The following is a 19,168-nucleotide window of genomic DNA, read 5'->3' as shown; positions in this document are numbered from 1 at the left end:
ATCGCGACTGAAGTCGCTCCCACACTAATCGTGAATGAAGTCGCTCCCACACTAATCGTGAATGAATTCGCTCCCACATTAATCGCGGCAAACGTCGCTTCCACATGTATTTATCGCCGTTACCTTGCCTATTGGGTATGGCGAAGCTTGGCAATGCTGAGGTAGCGCTCTTTGGAGGGAATGAGGTGCTCGCGGCAAAGCTGGCAGAGCAGCTCACGGTCCTGGCGCTTGATGGCATCGATCATGGCGAAATGCTCGCTGCAGGCTTGTTCCAGGCTCTCTGCATCGGTGATGGCCGTGAAGCGAATGGCGTGGGCTTTCTGGGCGAAATCGTTGATGCATTCAATCAGGTAGGCATTGCCCGTGGCCGAAAACAGGGTGCGATGAAAGGCAATGTTAAGCCGGAAAACGCGCCGCAGGTCATGCGTTTCGACTGCTTCACGGTGTTGGTTCTGTATGCTTGTCAGTTCCTCGATCATGCTCGGTGGAGCAGGCAGCGGGATTGACTGCGCGCCGGCAGTCTCTAGAAGCTCACGCATGGCGTAAAGATCTTCCACCTCTTTGGGTGTATAGGCTTTTACGAAGGCACCGCGATTCTTTATCCGCTCCACCAAGCCGATGGCATCGAGTTGAAAAAGGGCCTGCCGCACGACATGGCGTTTGCAGTAAAACCTCTCGATCAGATCTTCCTCTACCAGTCGTTCTTTCGGATTGAGGCGCCCGAGAACAATATCTTCCTCGATAGCTGAAACGATGTCATCGACATTGGTGGAGGCAGATTGAGATGGAGATTGCTTGAGCTGTGTCATGACAAAGGCAGCTATCCTGGCTGACGCTAATAAGGTGTAGAGGCGATATCGGCAACCGCTTCATGCGGATGCCGATAGGTTACCAGAATCCCCGTGACCTGGGTATTTAGGGAAACACTGCACAAATGCCTACGCGAGCGAATCGCTGCGTTGCGCGGTGCCGAGGCGTCGGACCGGCGGATCCTCACCTATACCCCATAGGCTCCGGTTGACTCGCAGCCTTCGGCTTCTCGCCCCTTCGGGGCCAGCCTAAGGCTGTTTGTCGCTTCGCTCGGTTCTGTGCTCCGGGCGCCTTGCGCTTCATCTCGCTCGTCGATTTGTTCAGCGCTTCCTTAGCGGGCGCGTGGCACTCGTGAAGAGATGTCCGGCCGGCAAAAGGCAAAATCACAGCCTTCCTCCGCTTGCAGAATCTGCTCGAGAAACAGCTTGCGGTAGCCACGTTCCTTGCTGGGTTCTACGCGAGGCGACATCGATGCTCTACGACTCGCGAGCTCATCCTCATCGACCAGCAATTGCAGCCGTCGTTCCGCTACGTCCAGTGCAATGCGGTCGCCGTCACGCACCAGCGCAAGCGGCCCCAGCTCAGCGGCCTCGGGCGAGACATGCAGGATGATGGTGCCGGCGGCGGTGCCGCTCATGCGTCCGTCCGAGATGCGCACCATATCCTTTACGCCCTGTGCTGCCAGCTTTTTGGGAATGGGGATATAGCCGGCTTCGGGCATTCCTGGAGCCCCCTTGGGGCCGATGTTCTGCAGCACGAGGATATCGTCCGCGTTGACGTCGAGGTCCGGGTCGTCAATGCGCGTGGCCAGGTCTTCCAGGCCAGTGAACACGACGGCACGTCCCGAGTGCTTCATCAATGCCGCTGACGCGGCCGACTGCTTGATGATGGCTCCGCGCGGCGCCAGGTTGCCGCGCAGCACTGCCATGCCGCCCTGGGCGTAAATGGGGTTGTCGCGTGGGCGCACCACTTGCTGGTTGAGGATATGCGGACTGGCCGCGAGATTGTCGCCCAGGGTCTTGCCATTGATGGTAAGCGCATCGAGATGCAGTAGAGGTTGGATCTCGCGCAGTAGCGCTGCCAGCCCGCCAGCGTGGTGCAGGTGCTCCATGTAGTGTTCGCCGGATGGCTTGAGGTTCACGAGTACTGGCGTTTCGCGGCTCATGCGGTCGAATTGGTCGAGATCGACATCGATCCCGAGGCGCCCGGCTATGGCGGTGAGGTGTATCAAGGCATTGGTGGAGCCGCCCAGGGCGAGCAGTACGCGCAGGGCATTCTCGAACGCGGCTTCGGTCATGATATCGCCGGGCAAGACCTTCTCCATGGCCAGCCTGACGGCCTCGGTACCGGTCTGCTCGGCAATGCGCTGGCGGTCGGCAAATACCGCCGGTGCAGCGGCGCTGCCGGGCAGCATCATGCCCATGGCCTCGGCAAGGCATGCCATGGTGCTGGCGGTTCCCATGACCGAACAGGTGCCGACGGTGGGGACCAGCTTGTCGTTGACCTCGGCGATTTCCTGGTCATCGATCTCCTGGCCACGGTAGGCCGCCCAGTAGCGGCGGCAGTCGGTACAGGCGCCGACTCGGGTGCCGCGGTGCGAGCCGCTCAGCATGGGGCCTGTGACGAGCTGAATGGCGGGAACGCCGGCACTCGCTGCGGCCATCAGTTGTGCAGGGACCGTCTTGTCACAACCACCGATCAGGACCACCGCGTCCATCGGTTGGGCGCGGATCATCTCCTCGGTATCTAGTGCCATCAGGTTGCGCAGGTACATGCTGGTCGGGTGAGAGAACGACTCATGCAGCGAGATCGTGGGAAAGTCGATCGGCAGCCCGCCAGCCAGCATCACGCCGCGCTTCACGCTTTCGACCAGGGCCTCGACGTTACCGTGGCAGGCATTGTAGCCGCTGTAGGTGTTGGCGATGCCTATCACCGGGCGGGAGAGGGCGTCATCGGTGTACCCCATGCCCTTGATGAACGCCTTGCGCAGGAATAGCGAGAAGCCTTCATCGCCGTAGTTGGTCAGCCCTTTGCCCATCCCTTTGGGGTAGTCATCTGATTTCACCGGAAATCTCCTTCTGTTTGCCGCTGGCAGCCTTGTTGAACTTTGGTCGTACTATCAATAAGATTATTGACAATCATGTCAACAACGTACTACGTTTTTTCCGGCATGCCAAATAAAAATCATGCAGCGCCTTAAGACAAAATCATAAACAAAGGTAAAGATTGATGAAAAAACTCTTATTGCCAGCTTCGCTCTCACTGTTTGCACTGACAGCCGCAATTCCTCTGTCGGCAAGCGCTGAGTATTCTGTTACTGATGAGCTTCGAGTCCTCCAGGGCTTTCAGGCAGGTGGTGGTAGTGATGCACTGGCGCAAATTACCCAGCCATTCCTCAGAGACATTCTTGGCGTAAACTTCGTCAATGAATATATCCCGGGTGCAGCAGGCGCCATCGCCTGGACTCGTCTGGGTAATCAGTCGCCGAAAGATGGCTCGGTCATTAGCATTACCAACACGCCGATGTTGATGACAAACTACATCATCAATGAATCTATCAATTATAACATTGATCAACTGACGCCTATCGCTAATGTGGTAACCGACCCTGGCGTTATCGTGGTTCACCCCGACAGCCCCTATCAAACCATCGAGGAGTTGTTGCAAGCCGCCGAGGAGAACCCTGGGCGTATTACCATCGGTAACTCAGGTGTAGGCGGCGATGATTATTTTTCTACGATCATGGTTGAGAATGCTACCGGGTTGAAATTTGAAAAGGTGCCGTTTGCCGGTGATGGTCCATCCGCCACCGCTGCAATGGGCGGGCAGATCGATGCCAGCTTCAACAATGTGGGCATCGTCTATGGCCATATCACCGCTGATAGCCTGCGGCCGCTGGCGGTGTTCTCGGAAGAGCGCCTGCCCATGCTGCCCGATACCCCGACGCTGAAAGAGATCGGCTACGACGTGGTAAATGGCTCATCGCGCGGTTATAGCGCACCGGCGGGCATTCCTGACCAGGCGCGCGACGAGCTGATCGCAGCCTTCGAAGAACTGGCCACCAACGAAGAGTTCCTGGCACTGGCTGAAGAGCGTGCTTTTTATATCGATATCATCACCGGCGATGATTATATGGATATGATGAAGCGCATGGAGGAAACGTTCATCGAGATATGGGCAAACGTTGAAGACGATGCCTGATAGTTGATTCTTAAAGTTGGAGGTTAGGATATGAATGTGAGTCGCCTGTCGCTGGGTGCCTTCGGTGTGTTTTTGGCGATATTTTTCTTTGTCAATAATAGCGGTTATCCAACGAGGGCGGCTCAGATTCCACTTATATTCTCGACAGTAGTGGGGTTGCTTTCAGTGGCGTTGATTGTGCAGGAAGTGGTTGTGTCAAGAATGAAACTTGGCCTTGCAACGTCAGAGGGACCGTCGGCCGATACTGAGAAGCAGCGCAACGTACGGGGTATCGCCAAGGCTTTCATTATCTACGGCTTTGCACTGTTGTATGTCTACGGCATTGGCGTAGTGGGGTACTTCATTGCGACAGCGCTGTTTCTGGCGGCGTCGTTATTCGTCGTTAGAGGCGTAAGTATCAAGTATGCGGGCATTGGTGTCGCTGCCTTGTTGTTGGTTATCGGCCTGGTGTTCTTCCACTTCCTTGGCCTGAATATGCCAGCGCTGCCTTCTTTCTAGCGCCACTACCGATAATGGAGTGAATCATGGATTCGAGCATGTTGCTCGCTGGGATTTTGAATGTTCTGACATGGTGGAACCTGCTGCTGATCATCGGCGGGACCCTGTTGGGCATGTTCGTGGGTGCCATGCCCGGGCTGTCGGCCACCATGGCGTTGGCGCTATTGCTTCCGATCACCTTCAGCATGGACCCGGGGGCTGGGCTGAGCATGTTGGCCTCGCTCTACGTCGGGGCCTCCTATGGCGGGTCGATCGCGGCGATCCTGCTGAATACGCCAGGTACGCCGGCGGCGGCGGCGACGGTGCTGGATGGCTATCCGCTTTCGCAGCAGGGCAAGGCCGGCAAGGCGCTGGGGATCTCGCTGTTTGCGTCGTTCTGCGGTGGTTTGATGAGTGGTATTGCGCTGCTGGTTGCCGCGCCGCTGCTGGGGATCCTGGTGTTGAAGTTCGGTCCCATCGAACTGTTTGCCGTTGCCGTACTGGGTATCACCATCATCGGCTCCCTTTCCCAGGGCTCGGTGGTGTCGGGACTACTATCCGGTGGTATCGGTTTGCTGGTCAGCACCGTGGGCATGGACCTTATTACCGGTACCCCGCGCATGACCTTCGGGCATATGAACCTGTTCTCCGGGATCAGCTTTACTGTCGCCTTGATCGGCCTGTTCTCGATTCCCCAGGCGCTATTGTTGATTGAGAAAAGTGGCCTTAGCGCCAAGCGGGTGGCCAACAAGATTACCGACCGCCTGCTGCCCAAGCTCAAGGATATCAAAATCTTGATGCCCAATATCTTCCGTTCGGGGGTGATCGGGATAATCACCGGGCTGATTCCGGGCACCGGCGGTGATACCGCCAGCTGGTTTGCCTACAACGAAGCCAAGCGCTTTTCCAAGGACAAGAGCCGCTTCGGTAAGGGCGATGTTGCCGGCCTGGCGGCACCCGAGGCGGCTAACAACTCGGTGGTGGGGGGCTCGTTGATCCCCACGATTGCCCTGGGGATCCCCGGGAGCTCATCAACGGCCATTCTTCTGGGCGCCTTGATGGTGCATGGGATCCTGCCTGGCCCCAACCTGCTTACCGAACACGGTGAAGTCACCTACACCCTGATTTGGGCCGTGATCGTGGCCAACTTTGCACTGCTGGCCGTCGGTCTGATGTTCACGCGGCTCTGTGTCAGTGTGACCAAGGTGCCGGATGGGTTCGTGGCATGCGCCATCATCGTGCTGTGCGTAGTGGGGTCTTTTGCCATCAACAATAGCTTCTTCGATGTCGGCCTGATGTTTGCCTTCGGTCTGTTCGGTTACTGGATGATCAAGGCGGGCATGTCGCCGGCACCGATGGTGGTGGGGCTGATCCTGGGGCCTGTGATGGAAACCAGCTTCCAGCAGTCGATGCTGATTGGCGGTGGCACCTTCATGGTCTTCGTCAAGAGTCCGATCGCGTTGTGCCTGCTACTGCTGGCAGCGTTTTCGGTCATCCAGTCCACGCCGCTGTTGGGTGCGGTGGCATCCAAGTTCAAGAAACCCGCCTGATCACCATCATTTTCGAAATAGGAGAGAGACCCGATGGCTACGATTGTTGAAGTTAAGGCACGCACGGTTAGTGTTCCGCTGGACAACCCCACCAGCTTTTCGAATCGCCAGGTGCTCAAGCGTGACTATGCCGTGGTCGAGGTGGTAGGCGACGACGGCCACAAGGGCATCGGTTTCTGCTACGGCGGCAGCAATGCCGGGCGACTGGTCACTCAGGCCGTGCGTGAGTTGCTCAAGCCGGTGCTGTTGGGTCAGGACACTCACCGCGTGGAAGGGCTGTGGCGCAAGATGTACCAGGAGGCGTTGCTGCATGGGCGCGCCGGTTCGGTGATGCGCGCGATTAGCATCATCGATACGGCGCTCTGGGACCGCAATGCCCGTGCTGCCAACCTGCCGCTTTACAAGATGCTGGGGGCCAACGAGACCGAGAGCGTTGCTGCCTATGCCAGCGGCGGCTATTACCTGGAGGGCAAGACCCCCGCGCACCTGGCCGATGAAATGCGTGCTCACGTCGCAAACGGTTTCAAGGCGGTGAAGCTCAAGGTGGGGCGTGACAGCCTTGCCGAGGAGGAGGCGCGTCTTGCTGCCGTTAGAGACGCGGTGGGGCCGGACGTACTGGTCATGATGGATGCCAATAATGCTTGGCGCGATTTGCCCTCGGCCCTTGCCTTCATGCGCATGGCTGAGCCCTACGATCCCTACTGGATCGAGGAGCCATTCAGCCCCGACGATATCGATAATCACCGCCGCTTGGCTGAGCGCACGCCGGTGCCGGTGGCTACCGGGGAGATCGAGGCGGGCCGCTGGCGCTTCAAGGAGCTGCTGGACAAGGAGGCGGCCATGATCCTCCAGACCGATGCGGCGGTATGCGGTGGGATTACCGAATTTCGCCGTATTGCGGCCACGGCGGCCAGCTATGGCGTCGAGGTCTTCCCGCACTGGTTCCACGATCTGCATGTGCATCTGGTGGCTTCGACGCCGAATGCGCCCATGGTCGAGTATTTCGCCGACGACCAGGTGCTCAACTTCCGCCGCCTGATCGATACCCAGCTCAGCTGTGACAATGGCCGCCTCATGCTGCCCACCTCGCCGGGCCTGGGCTTCGATTTCGATGCCGATGCGTTGGCACGCTTCGCTGTTGATGATTGGCAGTGACCCACTTCAGCAGGAGAGACGTATGAATCGATTGCATCGCGCTGGGCAAGTCTGGTCCCCGGTGATTACGCCATTCGGCCCTGACCTCGAGCCGGATAGCGACCGCTTTGCCAAGCACTGCAGGTGGTTGCTCGGCAACGACGTTGGCCTGGCGATCTTTGGCACCAACTCTGAGGCCACCTCATTGAGCGTGTCGGAAAAGCGCGGCCTGCTCGACTCTCTGGTAGCGGCCGGTATACCCGCTGCGCGGATGATGCCTGGCACCGGCCACTGCGCGATTGGCGACAGCGTCGAATTGACACGCAGTGCGGTCGAACATGGCTGTGCGGGTGTGCTGATGTTGCCGGCGTTTTACTACAAGGGTGTCTCGGATGAGGGGCTGTTTCGCTATTTTTCCGAGGTTATCGAGCGCGTGGGATCCGCGGCGCTAAGGGTCTATCTCTACCATATCCCGCCGGTCTCTCAGGTGCCGTTGAGTCTGGCGCTGGTTGAACGACTGCTGAAGGCTTACCCCGACACCATTGCGGGGATCAAGGATAGCTCCGGCGATTGGTCCAATACCCAGGCGTTGATCGAGGCCTTTGGCGAGGAGATCGATATCTATGCCGGCAGCGAGCATTTCCTGCTGCAGAACCTGAGGGCCGGCGGGGCAGGGTGCATCAGTGCCACTGCCAATGTGAATCCTGGCCCGATTGCCGCGCTGGCCAGGGATTGGCAGGGCGCTGATGCCGAACAGCAGCAGCAAGCCCTTTCCGCGCTGCGGGGGGTATTCGAGCAGTTTCCCATGATTCCAGCGCTCAAGTCGGCGACTGCGCTGTATGGCGGCGATGACGCCTGGCATCGATTGCGGCCACCGCTGGTCGAGTTGGATGCCGAGCAGCGCAAGGCCCTGGCTAGTGCCTTGGACATGGCGGGATTCGACATGCCCGGCCGCAGAGCCTGAACGGATCACCCCCGAACCACTCCGCTCGCCCTTGGGTCCGCATGGGGCGAGCGCCAGCGTGAGAACAATGACACATGACAGCGCAAGTTCAGCACACCGGCAAGCACGTTGCCGGTCTTACCATCCGCCTGCATCCGGACGACAACGTGGTGGTGGCTCGCCAGGAGGTCGCCCTGGGCATGGCGTTAGCCGAGGAGAAGGTTACCAGCCGTGCCCAAATCCCCGCTGGATATAAACTGGCAACGCGTGAAATCCAGCAGGGCGAAGCGATCCTCAAGTACAACGTGCCGATAGGCTTTGCCTCGCGTGACATTTCGGCCGGGGATATGGTGCATAGCCATAATGTGGCGTTCGAGGAGTTCGATCGCGACTATCGCCATGCCGAGGGGTATGTTCCCGTCACTCCGGTACCCGAAAATGAAGTGGCCACCTTCCAGGGCATCGTGCGCGCCAATGGCCAGGTCGCTACGCGCAACTACGTCGCCATTCTCTCGACCGTGAACTGCTCGGCCACCGTGGCGCGCAAGGTCGCCGACTGGTTCACGGAGGAGCGTTTGGCAGACTTCCCTAACGTCGATGGTGTCGTCGCCTTTCCCCATTCCCTGGGATGCGGGATGGAGATGACCGGCGAGCCGATGGCCCTGCTGCGTCGGACCATTGCCGGCTATGCCAGGCATGCCAACTTTGCCGCCGTGCTGATCGTTGGGCTGGGCTGTGAGCGCAATCAGATCAACGGGCTACTGGAGGACGAGGGGCTCGATGCCGGTGGGCGCCTGCAGACGTTTACCATGCAGGCGATGGGGGGCACGACCAAGACCATCCAGGCTTGCGTGGAGGCCGTCGAGGCATTGTTGCCCGAGGCCAATCGCGTCGAGCGCCAGCCGGTCTCTGCCGCCCACTTGACCGTTGGGCTTCAGTGCGGCGGTTCTGATGGTTTCTCGTCGATCACCGCCAATCCGGCACTGGGCCGTGCGGTGGACATTCTGGCACGCCATGGCGGGACCGCCATTCTTTCCGAAACCCCGGAAATCTACGGTGTGGAACATACCCTCACGCGCCGCGCGGCGAGTCGTGAGGTGGGCGAAAAGCTCGTCGAGCGTGTGCGCTGGTGGAAAGAGGAGTATTCGGTGGGCCGCGATGTGCAGATCAACGGCAAGGTGAGCCCTGGCAACCAGGTCGGCGGCCTGGCGAATATCTTCGAGAAGTCGCTGGGCTCCTCCATGAAGGGCGGCACTGGCCCGTTGATGGCAGTGTACCGCTATGCCGAGCCGGTGACCGCCAAAGGACTGGTCTTCATGGATACACCGGGCTACGACCCGGTGTCGATTACCGGCCAGATTGCTGGGGGCGCCAACCTGGTGGCCTTCACGACCGGGCGCGGTTCGATGTTCGGCGCCAAGCCGTCGCCCACCATCAAGCTGGCGACCAACACCTCGATGTATGAGCGTTTGAGCGACGATATGGATATCAACTGCGGCGAGATCATCGACGGCACCTGCGATATGGAGGCCATGGGCCAGCGCATCTTCGAGCAGATGCTGGCCACGGCGTCGGGGCAGCGCTCCAAGAGCGAGTTGCTGGGCCTGGGCGACAATGAATTCGTGCCTTGGCATATCGGCATCATGAGCTAAGCGCTGCACGACACGCGACAGGGGATGACGATGAACAAACGGATCGTGGCGGTGCGACGGCTGCATGCTGACCATTTGCAGCAGTTAGAGGGCAAGTTTCACGTCGATTACTTTCCGCATCTCGACGACGATAATCTCGACGAGTACCACGCGGCCTTGGCTCGTGCGCATGGTTTGATAGGGGGCAAGCTCTCCGTTACGCCGGCGCTCCTGGATGGAGCCCCCCATTTGGAGGTGGTGGCGACGATCTCGGTGGGTTACGACAACTTTCCCGTTGATGAGATGAGCCGCCGCGGCATTGTGCTTTGCAACACCCCCGACGTCTTGACCGAGACGACGGCCGATACCGGCTTTGCGCTGATCATGGCTACCGCGCGTCGCGTGCCGGAGTTGGATCGCTTCGTGCGTGAGGGGCAGTGGCAGGCGCATGTCGATGAGGCGCAGTTCGGGCGCGATGTCCACGGCAAAACGCTTGGCATGGTGGGTATGGGGCGTATTGGGGCTGCCGTGGCAAGGCGTGGCGCGCTGGGCTTCGGGATGCCGGTAATCTACAGCAACGCTTCGCCCAAGCCTGTTCTCGAGGCTGAGCTAGGCGCCCGTAGCTGCTCATTCGAGGAGTTGCTGGCCTGCGCCGATATTGTCTGCGTGACGGTGCCGCTAACGGATTCGACGCGGCATTTGATCGGTGCCGATGCTTTTCGTCAGATGAAGCGCTCGGCGATCTTCGTCAATATCGCCCGGGGGCCGGTAGTCGATGAAGCGGCCATGGTCACAGCGCTCCAGGAGGGCGAGATTGCCGGGGCGGGGCTGGATGTCTTCGAGCAGGAGCCGCTGCCTGCTACGTCTCCCTTGCTGGGGTTACCGCAGGTGGTACTGCTGCCGCATATCGGCTCGGCGACCCATGAGACGCGTGCGGCGATGGCGCAGCTTGCCGTGGATAATATCGTGCTTGCTCTGCAGGGCCAGGCGCCTCCTAATGGCGTCAATCTCGGGGTGTTATCTATGAACTCAGCGTTATATTAGCGATATATTTTTAAAGATGAGATACTACCTCCTGAACGTGAACGCTAGCCGTCTTGGATGATCTCGTTGCAAGGAGGTATGTATGAGCTCGTTATGGGAAACCTTCATTGACTGTATGAAAGAGCCTTTTAATCGACCGACTCCCAGCGAGATCGTCTCACGGCATCAGCCAATCAATGACCCCAGCTTTATGTTGCTTCTCGCCATGCTCCGGAGCCTATCTCCAAGGCCTAAAAAGAAGCTTGGCTTTCTCGCTTGGCACACGATTATCGTGCTTATCTCGTTGGCTATCGTCATGACCAGTTTATGGCTGTTTGGGAATTGGATCATGTCGCTTCCCGGCGCCAATGTTGCACTCATAATGTATGTGGTCTTCCTATATCTCTATGCTATCTGGATGATGTTGGTGCCTATATGGCAGGGGATGAGTGCCATCATCGATCCGTGTAATGACCTCATGCAGGAGCAGGATAGGCGATTGGCCAAATCGGTGCAGATGATCGCAAAGCTAGACAGCATGGACTTTCCCAATGCACGGTTGAGGTTGAAATATCTGACCTCTTTCATGAATAGGCTTTATCGTCAGCAGCAGGTGGTTCGGGGCATCATAATTGGATCTCCTATTCTGGGGTTACTCATCGATCACCTGGCTAGAGCCGATTGGGATCAGCTATTTGATACGCCTCTGATGTTGTATCCTGCTTGTTTCATGGTCGGCATACTCATTGGCTGGATGCGCATGTCTTCGGTGCTGAGAGAATTGTCTGATTTGCAGTTTGCGCTAGCGCACTGTCGACATACCGAACAGCAATTCGAGGGTGGCCACGCGAGTGAGAATAGCCAATAACCTGCTGCACCATCAGGTCATAGGCTGAGATGAGTGGCCCGGCAGCGCTGCGCGCTGCAATCGCGAATGAATTCGCTCCCACAGATCGCGACTGAAGTCGCTCCCACACAGGGAGTGGCGCCAAGGCCAATGTAGGAGTGACTTCAGTCACGATGGGGTTGGCTGGCCCAGGCAGCGCTGCGCGCTGCATCGCGAATGAATTCGCTCCCACACAGGGAGTGGCGCCAAGGCTAATGTAGGAGTGACTTCAGTCACGATGGGGTTGGCTGGCCCAGGCAGCGCTGCGCGCTGCATCGCGAATGAAGTCGCTCTTATACATTCTGAGTCCGGCTTGCTTGGCATGCTGACGTCGCTATCCGATAGCCCTGGGCGGGGTGGATTCACCATAATCTTGATGCTGATCAAGAACTGGGTGGCGCCGCTCGGTTAGCCTCACTGGCACGAGGATAGCGCGTCGCCATGATCGCGGATCCTGGCCACCCATCCAGGCGGCACATAACAATATGGGCATGGCGTCGGGCGATTGCCCCTGCGCAGGGACATACCCATCTTCCGAGATTGCCAGCATGACCAATATCCAGACGCTTACCTTGCTTCCCCAGGACCAGTTAGGGCTGATCAATAGCATTGAGGTTCAGGCTGTCCTGCGCTACCGCCGGCTTGCCCTGCGCTTCATCACGTTTAGCACCGTACTAAGCCGTCAAATGGCAGAGTATGGCATCGCCTGTGAACAACGTATCACCTCACTGCGGGATGCTGCCGAGAGCCTGGGCCTCGGCGCCTGCGTGGGCGTGCTCGATGTACGCCGGCTCCAGGAGCCTGCTCAGGAGCCGCAGGACAGGTTCTTCATTATCGATGAAGCAATCGTTGACCAGGAGCTGCAGAGGGCACTGGCCACTGCCTTTGAAACGCACAGTGTTGCGAGACAACTGCTGGGCGCCAACGGCACACCAGAGCTGGAGCGGCCACTGTGGGAATACGTGCAGCACAAGCAGTTCGAAGTGAATGCGCTGATGCACTGCTGCACAAGGCAGTTGCAGCACGCTTGAGATAATCGCGACTGACGTTGCTCCCACGGGGGAGGTGGCGCCACAGCCAAGAAGGAAGCCGTTCTCACACTGGGTATGGTGCTAAGGCAAAAATCGCGACGAAATTCGCCCCGATACCATGGAAGGAATGTCAGCACACGCTACATTAACGTTTCCTTTTCTCCTGATCGGGCTGCGTCAGGATAGCCTCCCTCTGCATCGGCTTGGTAAGTGGAAGCCCTGCAGCAGGGAGCAGTCGCGTTGGATCAAGTCGTGCTGCTCGCTCTGCTCAATGCTTTCAGTATAAAGCCTCGAGGTGTCTACGAACCTTGGGGCGATCCATTCTGGTTTCTCAAGCGAGCCACAAGCGCCACAAGGCAGCACACATCATGCCCACAGCGATTGACGCGAGTGGGCTTCTAAAGCCTACGGCGACAGCACCGGCGGCTATTGCGGCTAGACGCACTCCGCCGTCACCATGAACGATCATGGGTGTTATTACCGCGATAAGCACTGAACTCGACATGGCATCGACGAAGCGTCTCACCCGGGGGCCAAGTGGTACATTTGACATGATCAGCAGCCCAAGCACCCTAGATCCATAGGCGATCACAACCATCAATGAGATGCCCAATACCGATTGCCATACCAGGGGTGTGTCCATTAGCTATCCGCTCCAAACCAGCGACCTGGTAACATCATGGTGATTAGCCCACCCGTCATGGCGCCGACCATCACGTGTAGATATGGCGGTAACCACCAGTAGGCCATCAAGGCGCTGAGCGCCGCCGCGAGCCAGGGCAGAGCCATCACGGCTCTAGGGTTTCCCCCTACCACGATCATCAACAGAAAACACAGCATGATCACATCGAGACCGAATCGCTCTGGCTCGGTGATCCCACCACCGAATGCGAGCCCCACTGCAGTCCCGATCACCCAGGCACTCCATAGTGCGATGCCTCCTCCGAGCAGAACGCCAAGATTGCGCTCCCCGCGATGATACTCCCCCAGTGCCATTGCCCAGTTGGAGTCGGTCAGTAAGATCACCATGGAGAGCTGCTGTCGGCGGGGGAGTGGCTTGAGCCAGGGATAGAGCGCAGCGCTCATCAGCATGTGGCGGGTATGAATCGCCAGGGTAGTAGCGGCCAGCGCTAGCAGCGGTAAAGGTGAGTGCCATAGATCCAGGGCTGCGAACTGCGATGGTGCTGCAAACACGAAGAGACTCATTAGCATGGCCTCCCAGTCGGCCAGCCCTCGCTGGACCGCGGTTACCCCAAACGCCAAGCCAAACGCCACGGTGAAAGCGGCCAATGGCAGCATCATACGAATCCCTCGCCAGGTGCCTGCTATGTCCAGGGTGATATTTTTATCCATTTATATCATGGCCTTACGTGTATGTCTGGGTGCGTGACAGGCAAAAACAAACAGACCTGCTTGTTTTTTTAATGCCTAGAGTCTAGATTGAATCGAGCGCATTGGCCATTCGGCGCCGTGCCATCCAGACATCACAACACAATAGCAACAAGCAGCCGATCATGTCGGCCTGGAGATGTAAATGAACCTTGCCCGCAATACGCTGACACTGGCTGTCGCTACCTTGGCGCTACCTGCCTTCGTGGCTTCCGCTCACGCCTCGACTTCCTTCATCGCCAATTCGTTTTACGATCAGCAGCACCCGTTCTCCCGTTTTGGCTACATCGAGTGGGCCGAGACGGTCGAGGAGCTTTCAAACGGTGAACTTCAGCCTGATGTCTACACGGGTACCGTGCTGCTGTCACCGCGCGCTAGCCTGCAAGGCATTCAGGACAACATCGCTCAAGTCGCGCACCATGCCGCGATTTACACCCCTTCCGAAATGCCGGTCGCAAATGCCGTTCAGGAACTGGGGTTTAACTATGATGATCCACTGATTACCGTTCTTGCGGTCACCAACTTCAGTCTCAATAACCCCGTCCAGCTCGCTGAGTGGGAAGAGTTGGACATTGTCTACCTCGGTGCCTATAACACTCCTTCATATGTCCTGATGTGTCGTGAACCTGTTCGCACCCTGGATGAGCTACGTGGAAAGCGAATCCGCACTGCAGGCTCTACGGTATCTGCATGGGTCGAAGAGGCGGGCGGTACACCGGTCAATGTTCCTTCAAGTGAGATGTATACGGGCCTCGACCGTGGTTCTCTGGATTGTGCGACCAATGCCGTCAATGACTTGATCGATCGCTCGCTGTGGGAGGTTGCTGAGCACACCACGCTGCTTTCTACTGGGATGTACTGGTCCGGCCCGCAATGGGGTTTTAATTCGGACTTCTGGTCCAGTCTCAATGACGAGCATCGAGAGGTATTCAAGGAAGCTAGTGCTAAAGCCATGACACGCATGGTCGTTCAGTATATCAGTTCTGCCGATGCTGCAATGGAAGAAGCAGCGTCAAACGGGGTTAATATCTATGAGCCTGGTGATGACCTGTTGGCTTCTGCGGAAAACTTCCGGGATGAAGCCCTCTCAAATGTCTACGACCGAGCTCGCGATGAGTATGGTGTCGAGGATCCAGAGGCCTTGATTGATGACTTTCTGGCGACATACGAAAAGTGGGAAGAGCTTATCAGCAATGTCGACCGTGAAGACGAAGAGGCCTTGGCTGAATTGGCAATGGAAGAAATTTTTAATAAGCTGCCCGCAGACTACGGTATTTATTAACTCCGCTGAGATCCAGGCCGCCTCACAGAGGCGGTTTGGACCAAGAGAGGGCAGCTATGGTAAAGCGACAGAATCAGGAAGAGCGCTCGCGTCAGACTCAATCCCGGGTAACCCAGGCGACAATTGAGTGCATTCTTGAAAAGGGCATACGTGCTACTTCAACAGTTGACGTTGCACGCCAGGCAGGTGTCTCCCGTGGGGCCTTGGTTCATCACTACCCATCCAAGACTTCGTTGATGCAGGCTGCCCTGGAGGATCTTCTCAATCGTGAGGTTGAAAGTGTCCGGGACATGGCAAAGAAGGTCAAAGCGGGCGAGCTCAACTTTGACAATTTCTTGGTTGCATTGCATGAGCACTTCAAGGGGGACATGTACATGGTAACCCTGGAGTACCTTACCAATGCGCGAACTGATCCCGACATCATGGAAGTTCTAGTGCCCCTGGCGAGTAAGTTCAACGACTCATTAGAACGTATCTGGGAGCACTTGGTTGCCAGCGCCGAACATACTTCACATCAAAAACGTGTGGCGCTTAATGCGACGTTATGCATGATGCGAGGCATGGGCGCACAAAGTATTTGGCGCGATGACCCTGAGCTCTATCGCGATATGCTCGTGTTCTGGAGGGAGACTTTACTGGAACTTGGACTTTCGGCCTCTAACGGAAATAGGAGAGAGCCAGCATGATCGCCAGAATCTTCGAATCCCTTAGTGAATGGGTGGCCAAGAGTGCTCTGGTGCTTGCGACCATGTTCTTGGTGCTCATGGCGCTGCATGTCTCTCTCGACGTAGGATTGCGGTATGTGTTTGGGAAGTCGTTTCCCGGCACGTTGGAAATTGTCTCCTTCTATTACATGGTTGCCATCGTGTTTCTTCCGCTTGCCTATGTAGAGCTAAAACAGGAACACATCAGGGTTGATGTTGTCGTTGGGAGGTTTCCTCCCTTGGTACAACTACTGTTTTATCTCTTTGCGTGTACGCTCGGGCTGATATATTTTGGCATGCTTTGCTACCAGAGTTATCAAGATGCAGTTCGGGCTACATTGAGAGCTGAAACTGCCATGGCTAATTTCAAGTTCTATCTGTGGCCTAGCCGCTGGGCACTACCGGTGGGTTTCGCGGCCATGTGCCTTGCAATCCTCGCTAATATGATCAAAGCGCTGCGATTACGCCAAGCACCGTAGGAGTTCCTAATGAGTAACCTTGAGATAGGTGTGGCAGGCATTGCCATTGCCTTGACGTTGATCGCCTTGCGCGTGCCCATTGGCATTGCTCTTGGTCTGGTGTCGATTATTGGCATAAGTGAAATGACCAGCATGCGAGTTGCCTGGGGGATGATTTCCGCAACTCCGTTCGATTTCGCTGGCACCTGGGAACTGACTGCTGCACCAATGTTCCTGTTCATGGGATATCTGTGTACTACTACACATATGACGCAAGGCTTGTTCCATGCCATGCGTCTCTATTTGGCAAGGTTACCAGGGGGGCTCGCTGTTTCCAGTGTTATGGCCTCCGCCTTTTTTGCGGCAGCCTCGGGTTCCAGCGTTGCTACCTCAGCTGCTATGTCTCGCATCGCTGTCCCTGAAATGCTCAAGCACAACTATGATAAGGGCCTAGCCACTGGTACCGTAGCGGCTTCCGGTACATTGGGTTCTCTAATTCCTCCTAGTGTGCTGCTGGTTCTCTATGGCGTCTATGCCCAAGTATCGGTTGGGCAGCTATTCATGGCTGGCTTTATACCTGGCGTGGTTTCGGCGCTACTCTACATTGCCATGATCATGGTGCGTACCAAGCTAAACCCCAGCCTTGCTGGTGACGTCCATGTCAGCTCTAACTGGGATGAAAAATGGGACGCTTTCAAGAATATTTGGCCCTTGCCATTGCTGATTGGCTCGGTACTGGGCGGGATTTTTCTTGGCATTTTTTCTCCCACCGAGGCTGGGGCCGTTGGCACTACCATTGCTGCCGTAATCGCGTTCGCACGACGCTCGCTGACGGCTTCAGCCGTTCGAGAGGCGTTAATGCGCACTGCGGTTAGCACTGCATCGATTTTCATCATTCTTATCGGCTCTTTGTTTTTCACTCGCTTCTTAGCGATGAGTGGCGTCCCCGCCGCTTTCTCAGAGTTGATCCTCGGTGTTAGCACTGAGACATGGTGGATTATTCTTGCTGTGGCGCTTATTTATCTCGTGCTTGGCATGTTCATTGACTCCATTGGGCTGCTGTTACTCACACTTCCGCTGATTCTGCCACTGGTTGAAGGTGCGGATCTTAATCTGCTGTGGTTCGGTATAATTGTCGTCAAGCTTTTAGAAGTGGGCTTGGTAACACCCCCGATTGGACTAAATGTATACGTGATAAAAGGTGCTCTAGGGAAAAGCGTCACACTTCCTGAAGTTTTCAAGGGCGTTAGCTGGTTCATCGTGATGGATGTTTTCGCCCTGCTGCTGATTGTGCTCATTCCGGCACTATCGCTATACCTCCCGCAGAAAATGTTTTGATAAAACTGCGAAATACCTGACTAGGAAAAAGCTATGAAAACGACGCGCTTCATTAATGCTAATGTAATCGACACGCGTAGTGGCAAGGTGCTGGCCGACCAGCAAGTTCGTGTACAAGATGGTCGTATTGTTGCCGTCAGTGACTCTCCGTTAGATGGCCAGGACGATCAGGTCGTTGATGTCAATGGACACTTCTTGATGCCAGGCTTGGTGGATTCACATGTGCACGTTACGGCAATTACACCAAACTTTGCACTTCTTGAGACCTTGTCGCCTTTTTACGTCGGGGCCAAGTCCAGTGAACTGCTAGAAGATATGCTGATGCGTGGCTTTACCACCGTGCGCGATGCAGGTGGTGCGGATCATGGGCTGGCCAAGGCTGTGGACGAAGATAGTCTTATTGGGCCACGCATCATGTATGCGGGCAATGCACTTTCCCAGACCGGTGGTCATGCTGATATGCGGGGGCCTGGGCAGAACACATTCGAAGGCTGCTTCTGTTGTTCCGGGCTGGGGCGGGTATGCGATGGCGTCAGCGAGGTACGCCGTGCGGCGCGCGATGAGATTCGGAAAGGGGCTACCCAAATCAAGATAATGGCATCTGGCGGGGTTTCCTCACCTACTGACCGGATCGACAGCACACAGTTCTCCATCGAAGAGATCGATGCTATCGTGGAGGAGGCCACTGCAGCCAACATACACACTATGGCACATGCCTATACCGCGCGTGCCATTAATCGCCTGATCCCCCGTGGTGTGAAGACCATTGAGCACGGCAACCTGATGGATGAGGAGAGCTGCCGACTATTCCTCGAGCATGATGCCTACTTAACGCCCACGCTTTCAACGTATGACGCCTTGGCCAAGGAAGGCGTTGAGGCCGGTATGGCAGAACACCTGCAGCGCAAGGTATTTGAGGTGCTCGATGCAGGAGGCAAGGCGCTCGAAATGGCCCAGCGGCATGGCGTCAAGATGCTCTATGGCTCTGATCTTCTGGGTCGTATGCAGCGTCACCAGCTTAACGAGTTCCACCTTCGTAAAGACGTTGTTCCCACCGATGAGTTGATTCGCGCCGCCACTAGCAATGCTGCCGATGCTTATGATCATACCGGTGACTTTGGTGAAATTATTCCGGGCGCCAGAGGCGATATTATTGTCCTAAAAAATAATCCCCTCAATGACATTACTGTGCTTACTAAGCCGGATGAGCAGCTTATTCTAATTATGAAGGGTGGTAATTTGTACAAGAATACACTTTGAGATACGCCATCATATTTTGAAATATGAGGCCGGTAACCGGCCTCTTCACTT

General features: G+C 56.7%; 18 protein-coding genes. 14 read left to right on the top strand and 4 right to left on the bottom strand.

The genetic code is table 11. The features are described from left to right. Positions 1-128 precede the first annotated feature (128 nt). Complete coding sequence (locus CK498_RS03490) at positions 129-809, bottom strand: GntR family transcriptional regulator (protein ID WP_095619450.1); 681 nt, start codon at positions 807-809, stop codon at positions 129-131. Between the two features lie 332 nt (positions 810-1,141). Beyond that, positions 1,142-2,875, bottom strand: coding sequence for an IlvD/Edd family dehydratase (locus tag CK498_RS03485; RefSeq protein ID WP_229358939.1), 1,734 nt, complete (start codon positions 2,873-2,875; stop codon positions 1,142-1,144). Between the two features lie 164 nt (positions 2,876-3,039). Here CK498_RS03485 and CK498_RS03480 point away from each other — a divergent pair, with 164 nt between their 5' ends. From CK498_RS03480 to CK498_RS03440, 9 genes are all read left to right on the top strand, one after another. After that, complete coding sequence (locus CK498_RS03480) at positions 3,040-4,011, top strand: Bug family tripartite tricarboxylate transporter substrate binding protein (protein ID WP_095619448.1); 972 nt, start codon at positions 3,040-3,042, stop codon at positions 4,009-4,011. Between the two features lie 30 nt (positions 4,012-4,041). Further along, complete coding sequence (locus CK498_RS03475; protein ID WP_095619447.1) at positions 4,042-4,509, top strand: tripartite tricarboxylate transporter TctB family protein; 468 nt, start codon at positions 4,042-4,044, stop codon at positions 4,507-4,509. A gap of 26 nt (positions 4,510-4,535) precedes the next feature. After that, complete coding sequence (locus CK498_RS03470; RefSeq protein WP_095619446.1) at positions 4,536-6,038, top strand: tripartite tricarboxylate transporter permease; 1,503 nt, start codon at positions 4,536-4,538, stop codon at positions 6,036-6,038. A gap of 33 nt (positions 6,039-6,071) precedes the next feature. Next, positions 6,072-7,193, top strand: a complete 1,122-nt coding sequence (locus CK498_RS03465; protein ID WP_095619445.1) for a mandelate racemase/muconate lactonizing enzyme family protein — start codon at positions 6,072-6,074, stop codon at positions 7,191-7,193. Positions 7,194-7,215: 22 nt separating this feature from the next. Next, positions 7,216-8,136, top strand: a complete 921-nt coding sequence (locus CK498_RS03460) for a dihydrodipicolinate synthase family protein (protein WP_095619444.1) — start codon at positions 7,216-7,218, stop codon at positions 8,134-8,136. A gap of 74 nt (positions 8,137-8,210) precedes the next feature. After that, positions 8,211-9,767, top strand: coding sequence for a UxaA family hydrolase (locus CK498_RS03455; RefSeq protein ID WP_095619443.1), 1,557 nt, complete (start codon positions 8,211-8,213; stop codon positions 9,765-9,767). Positions 9,768-9,797: 30 nt separating this feature from the next. Next, positions 9,798-10,790, top strand: a complete 993-nt coding sequence (locus CK498_RS03450) for a 2-hydroxyacid dehydrogenase (RefSeq protein WP_095619584.1) — start codon at positions 9,798-9,800, stop codon at positions 10,788-10,790. A gap of 82 nt (positions 10,791-10,872) precedes the next feature. Further along, positions 10,873-11,637, top strand: a complete 765-nt coding sequence (locus tag CK498_RS03445; RefSeq protein ID WP_095619442.1) for a hypothetical protein — start codon at positions 10,873-10,875, stop codon at positions 11,635-11,637. Positions 11,638-12,203: 566 nt separating this feature from the next. Continuing rightward, positions 12,204-12,686 carry a hypothetical protein gene (locus CK498_RS03440; protein ID WP_095619441.1) on the top strand — a complete coding sequence of 161 codons (483 nt, stop codon included), beginning with the start codon at positions 12,204-12,206 and terminating at the stop codon, positions 12,684-12,686. Positions 12,687-13,017: 331 nt separating this feature from the next. On the opposite strand, the gene CK498_RS03435 is transcribed toward CK498_RS03440, so the two are convergent. Both CK498_RS03435 and CK498_RS03430 read right to left on the bottom strand, forming a co-directional pair. Continuing rightward, positions 13,018-13,329, bottom strand: a complete 312-nt coding sequence (locus CK498_RS03435; protein WP_095619440.1) for an AzlD family protein — start codon at positions 13,327-13,329, stop codon at positions 13,018-13,020. After that, positions 13,329-14,039 carry an AzlC family ABC transporter permease gene (locus CK498_RS03430; protein WP_229358938.1) on the bottom strand — a complete coding sequence of 237 codons (711 nt, stop codon included), beginning with the start codon at positions 14,037-14,039 and terminating at the stop codon, positions 13,329-13,331. Before CK498_RS03430 ends, CK498_RS03435 begins: the two co-directional genes overlap by 1 nt. Before the next feature lie 181 nt (positions 14,040-14,220). Here CK498_RS03430 and CK498_RS03425 point away from each other — a divergent pair, with 181 nt between their 5' ends. The 5 genes from CK498_RS03425 to CK498_RS03405 are packed head-to-tail and all read left to right on the top strand — an operon-like array spanning position 14,221 to position 19,117. Beyond that, on the top strand, positions 14,221-15,357 hold the full coding sequence (locus CK498_RS03425; RefSeq protein ID WP_095619439.1) for a C4-dicarboxylate TRAP transporter substrate-binding protein: 1,137 nt from the start codon (positions 14,221-14,223) through the stop codon (positions 15,355-15,357). 56 nt (positions 15,358-15,413) lie between these two features. Further along, entirely contained in the window at positions 15,414-16,043 is a 630-nt protein-coding gene (locus CK498_RS03420; RefSeq protein WP_095619438.1) for a TetR/AcrR family transcriptional regulator, read from the top strand. Next, the gene (locus tag CK498_RS03415; protein ID WP_095619437.1) at positions 16,040-16,540 is read left to right on the top strand and encodes a TRAP transporter small permease; all 501 of its coding nucleotides are present in this window, start codon (positions 16,040-16,042) and stop codon (positions 16,538-16,540) included. The genes CK498_RS03420 and CK498_RS03415 overlap by 4 nt, the downstream gene beginning before the upstream one ends. Before the next feature lie 9 nt (positions 16,541-16,549). Next, positions 16,550-17,857 (top strand): TRAP transporter large permease, encoded by a 1,308-nt coding sequence (locus CK498_RS03410; RefSeq protein ID WP_095619436.1) that lies wholly within the window; start codon positions 16,550-16,552, stop codon positions 17,855-17,857. A gap of 33 nt (positions 17,858-17,890) precedes the next feature. Then, positions 17,891-19,117, top strand: coding sequence for a metal-dependent hydrolase family protein (locus tag CK498_RS03405; protein ID WP_095619435.1), 1,227 nt, complete (start codon positions 17,891-17,893; stop codon positions 19,115-19,117). Positions 19,118-19,168: the final 51 nt, after the last annotated feature.

It is taken from the genome of Halomonas salipaludis, assembly GCF_002286975.1.
GTDB lineage: Bacteria > Pseudomonadota > Gammaproteobacteria > Pseudomonadales > Halomonadaceae > Franzmannia > Franzmannia salipaludis.
Note: the sequence above shows the minus strand (reverse complement) of the source record. Positions and strands in the feature narration are given on the sequence as shown.